Source organism: Streptomyces sp. NPDC058955 (genome assembly GCF_042741435.1).
In the GTDB taxonomy this organism is placed as follows: Bacteria; Actinomycetota; Actinomycetes; order Streptomycetales; family Streptomycetaceae; genus Streptomyces.
Genome location: NZ_JBHYKM010000042.1, coordinates 1 through 3,454, shown reverse-complemented (window position 1 = coordinate 3,454; position 3,454 = coordinate 1). Strand labels below are relative to the sequence as shown.

Sequence of the window (3,454 nt, the reverse complement as noted above, 5' to 3'; positions counted from 1 at the left end):
CGACAGGGTCCTTGGGGGGGGCGGACCGACCCCCGACCCCCCGCCCGCCCCCCCATGTCCAGGCCCCGGGGCGGCCGCCGGGGGACGCTCCCCGCCGCGATCCGCCCCCGCGCGGGCCTGACCGTCCCGGTCGGCTTCGCCGGGAAGGACGGGTGGGACGGCGCCATGAGGCTGGAGTTCGACGCCTCGGAGGACCCCCGCCCGGCCCTCCGCCGCCTCGACGAGGCCCTGCGCCACCGCGCCGGCGCCCGCTACTCCCCCGACCCCGCCCTCACGGCCTACCTGGACCGCGCCTGACCACTACTTCTCCGGACGCGCCAGCCCCCGGCTGATGACCAGGCGCTGGATCTGGTTGGTGCCTTCGAAGATCTGCATGATCTTCGCCTCGCGCATGTAGCGCTCGACCGGGAAGTCGCGGGTGTAGCCGTAGCCGCCGAGGACCTGGACGGCGTCCGTGGTGACCTTCATGGCGGTGTCGGTGGCGATCAGCTTGGCCGCGCTGGCCTGGCGGCTGAAGGGGCGGCCGAGGTCGCGGCGGCGGGCCGCGTCCAGGTAGGTGGCGCGGGCCGCGTCGACGGCGGCGGCCATGTCGGCGAGGAGGAAGCCGAGGCCCTGGTGGTCGACGATCCGGCGGCCGAAGGTGGTGCGCTCGTTGGCGTAGTCGACGGCGGCGTTCAGGGCGGCCTGGGCCAGGCCGGTGGCGCAGGCGGCGATGCCGAGGCGGCCGTTGTCGAGGGCGCTGAAGGCGATCTGGAGGCCCTGGCCCTCGGTGCCGATGAGCCGGTCCTCCTCGATGAGGGCGCCGTCCCAGAAGGCGGAGGTGGTGGGGACCGCCTGGAGGCCCATCTTGCGCTCGGGGGCGCCGAAGGAGAGGCCCTCGGCCTCGCCGGGGGCGAGGAAGCAGGAGACGCCGTGGCCGCCGGGGGCGGTGCGGGCGAAGAGGGCGTAGAAGCCGGCCCGGCCGCCGTGGGTGATCCACGCCTTGGTGCCGGTGATCCGGTAGCCGCTGCCGTCCTCCTGGCGCTCCGCCTTGCAGGCGAGGGCGGCGGCGTCGGAGCCGGCCTGCGGCTCGGAGAGGCTGTAGCCGCCGACGAGCCGGCCCTCCAGCATCGACGGGAGCCAGCGCTCCTTCTGCGCGTCGGTGCCGAAGGCGTACAGCGGGTGGCAGGCGAGGGTGTGGACGCTGGTGGCGACCGCGACGGCCGCCCAGCGGGCCGCCAGCTCCTCCAGGACCTGCAGGTAGACCTCGTACGGCTGGCCGCCGCCGCCGTACTCCTCGGGGTAGGCGAGGCCGAGCAGGCCGGCCCGGCCCAGGGTGGCGAAGAGCCCCTCGGGATAGGTCTCGGCTGCCTCGTGTGCGTCCACCCGGGGCGAGAGCTCGTTGTCGGCGATCTCGCGGGTGAGGGCGATGAGGTCCGCCGCCTCGGGGGTGGGGAGCAGGCGGTCGACATCCATGGCGACTCCATCGGCGCGCAAAGTGGTACTTGGACTGGTACTCCAGTACCGCTAAAAATAGCGCATCCGTGCGCGGAGGGAACCCCTCCGGCCGGGTGGCCCGGCATACTGTTCGGGTGATCGAGACCTCCGCCGCCGACACCCCGAAGCTCACGGGGCGCGGAGCGGCGCGCCGTTCCGCCCTCTTCGAGGACCTGGTCGCCCTGCTCGTCGGCGAGGGCTTCGCCCGGCTGACCCTGGACGACCTCGCCGCCCGGCTGCACTGCTCCAAGCGCACCCTGTACGGCCTGGCCGGCAGCAAGGAGCAGCTGGTCCGGGCGGCCGTCGTGCATTTCTTCCGGCGCGCCACCGCCCGCGTCGAGGCGGTCCTCGCCGCCGCGAGCGGGCCGGCCGAGCGGCTCGCCGCCTATCTGCGGGCCGTCTCCGCCGAGCTGGCGCCGGTCTCCCCGCAGTTCTTCGACGACGTGGCCGCGTTCGAACCGGCCGCGGAGGTGTACGAGCGGAACACCCGGGCCGCCGCCGGCCGGGTGCAGCAGCTCATCGAGGAGGGCGTCAACGCCGGCGTCTTCCGGGAGGTCCACGTGGCCTTCGCCGCCGACGTCATCGCCTCCGTGATGGTCCGCATCCAGCGCCGGCAGGTGGCCGCGTCCACCGGCCTCGCGGACGCCGAGGCGTACGACCAGCTGGCCGAGCTGCTGCTCAGCGGGCTGCGCCGGTCCTGAGGCGACCATCGGATGCACCGCCCGACCGACCACTACCGCGAGGGGCCCCAGTGACCAGATCGAACGGCCGGACCGTGCGGGACCTGCGGCGCGAGAACCGCACCGCGGTCCTCCGGCGGCTCTACTTCGACGGCCCGCTGAGCCGCTTCTCGCTCGGCCCCGCCACCGGGCTCAGCTCCGGCTCGGTCAGCAACGTGGTCGCGGAGCTGGTCGCCGAGGGGCTCGTCGAGGAGGCCGGCAGCGTCGACTCGGCCGGCGGCCGGCCCCGGATCCTGCTGCGGGTCGCCCCCGACAGCGGCCGGATGATCGGCGTGGACGTCGGCGAGACCCGGGTCCGGGTCGAGCTCTTCGACCTCACCCTCACCGAACTCGCCCGCGCCGAACGCCCCTTGGCCCCCTCGGAGCAGGGCGCCGGGCGGTACGAGGTCGGGGTCGTCGTCGACCACATCCGCGACGGCATCGCCGAGGTGCTGCGCACGGCGGACGTCCCCGCGGAGGCGCTGCTCGGCGTCGGCATCGGCGTCCCCGGCATCGTCGAGCGGACGGCGGAGGACGGGGCGGTGGTGCACGGGCAGACGATCGGCTGGGACGCGGTCCCGCTGGAGCGGCTGCTCCGCGCGGCGGTCGACCTGCCGGCCGGCGTGCCCTACCGGATCGACAACGGTGCCAGGACACTCGGCCAGGCCGAGATGTGGTTCGGCGCGGGCCGGGGCGCGACCAGCGCGGTCGTGGTCCTCTTCGGCTCCGGCGTCGGCGCCTGCGTCACCACCGATCCGTCCGGCCCCGGGCGGGCGCTGGAGTGGGGCCATCTGAAGGTACGGGTCCGGGGCCGGCGGTGCCGGTGCGGCGCCCAGGGCTGCCTGGAGGCGTACGCGGGGGCCGGCGCGCTCCTCGAACGGTGGCGGGAGGCGGGCGGCGAGCCGCCGGCCGGCGCGGGCGAGGAGGCGGGGCTGGCGGCGCTGGCGTCCTCGGCGTACCCCGCGGACGGCGGTGCGCCGGACCCGGCCGCGGTCGCCGTCCTGGCCGAGACCGCCGAGTACCTGGGCGCCGGTTTCGCCGACCTCGTCAACCTCTTCCAGCCGGAGCGGATCCTCGTCGGCGGCTGGGCCGGGCTGCTGCTCGGCCCGCGCTTCCTGGCGGAGGTCGAGGAGCACGCGCGCGCGTACGCGCTGGCGTACCCGGCGGCGCGGGTCACCCTCGGCATGGGCACGCTCGGCCCCGACGCGGTCACGGTGGGCGCGGCGATCCTCCCCCTGGCGGAATTCTTCGCTCGCGGC

The 3,454-nt window shown here is 75.6% G+C and carries 4 protein-coding genes; 3 read left to right on the top strand and 1 reads right to left on the bottom strand.

The genetic code is table 11. From position 1 onward, the window contains the following. Nucleotides 1–54: 54 nt before the first annotated feature. The gene (locus ACFW1I_RS18140; protein ID WP_384670781.1) at nucleotides 55–297 is read left to right on the top strand and encodes a hypothetical protein; all 243 of its coding nucleotides are present in this window, start codon (nucleotides 55–57) and stop codon (nucleotides 295–297) included. A 3-nt stretch (nucleotides 298–300) separates the two neighbouring features. Here the strand turns inward: ACFW1I_RS18140 and ACFW1I_RS18135 are convergent, their stop codons facing one another. Further along, nucleotides 301–1,455, bottom strand: a complete 1,155-nt coding sequence (locus ACFW1I_RS18135) for an acyl-CoA dehydrogenase family protein (RefSeq protein WP_384670779.1) — start codon at nucleotides 1,453–1,455, stop codon at nucleotides 301–303. A 116-nt stretch (nucleotides 1,456–1,571) separates the two neighbouring features. On the opposite strand from ACFW1I_RS18135, the gene ACFW1I_RS18130 reads away from it, so the two are divergent. Beyond that, nucleotides 1,572–2,177 (top strand): TetR/AcrR family transcriptional regulator, encoded by a 606-nt coding sequence (locus ACFW1I_RS18130; protein WP_384670776.1) that lies wholly within the window; start codon nucleotides 1,572–1,574, stop codon nucleotides 2,175–2,177. Nucleotides 2,178–2,227: 50 nt separating this feature from the next. Further along, nucleotides 2,228–3,454, top strand: a 1,227-nt coding sequence (locus ACFW1I_RS18125; RefSeq protein WP_384670773.1) for an ROK family protein, incomplete at its 3' end; no start/stop codon positions are given.

Coding starts and splice junctions, on each gene's coding strand:
- ACFW1I_RS18135 (WP_384670779.1), bottom strand. CDS start 1,455: ATGGATGTCGACCGCCTGCTCCCCACCCCCGAGGCGGCGGACCTCATC.
- ACFW1I_RS18140 (WP_384670781.1), top strand. CDS start 55: ATGTCCAGGCCCCGGGGCGGCCGCCGGGGGACGCTCCCCGCCGCGATC.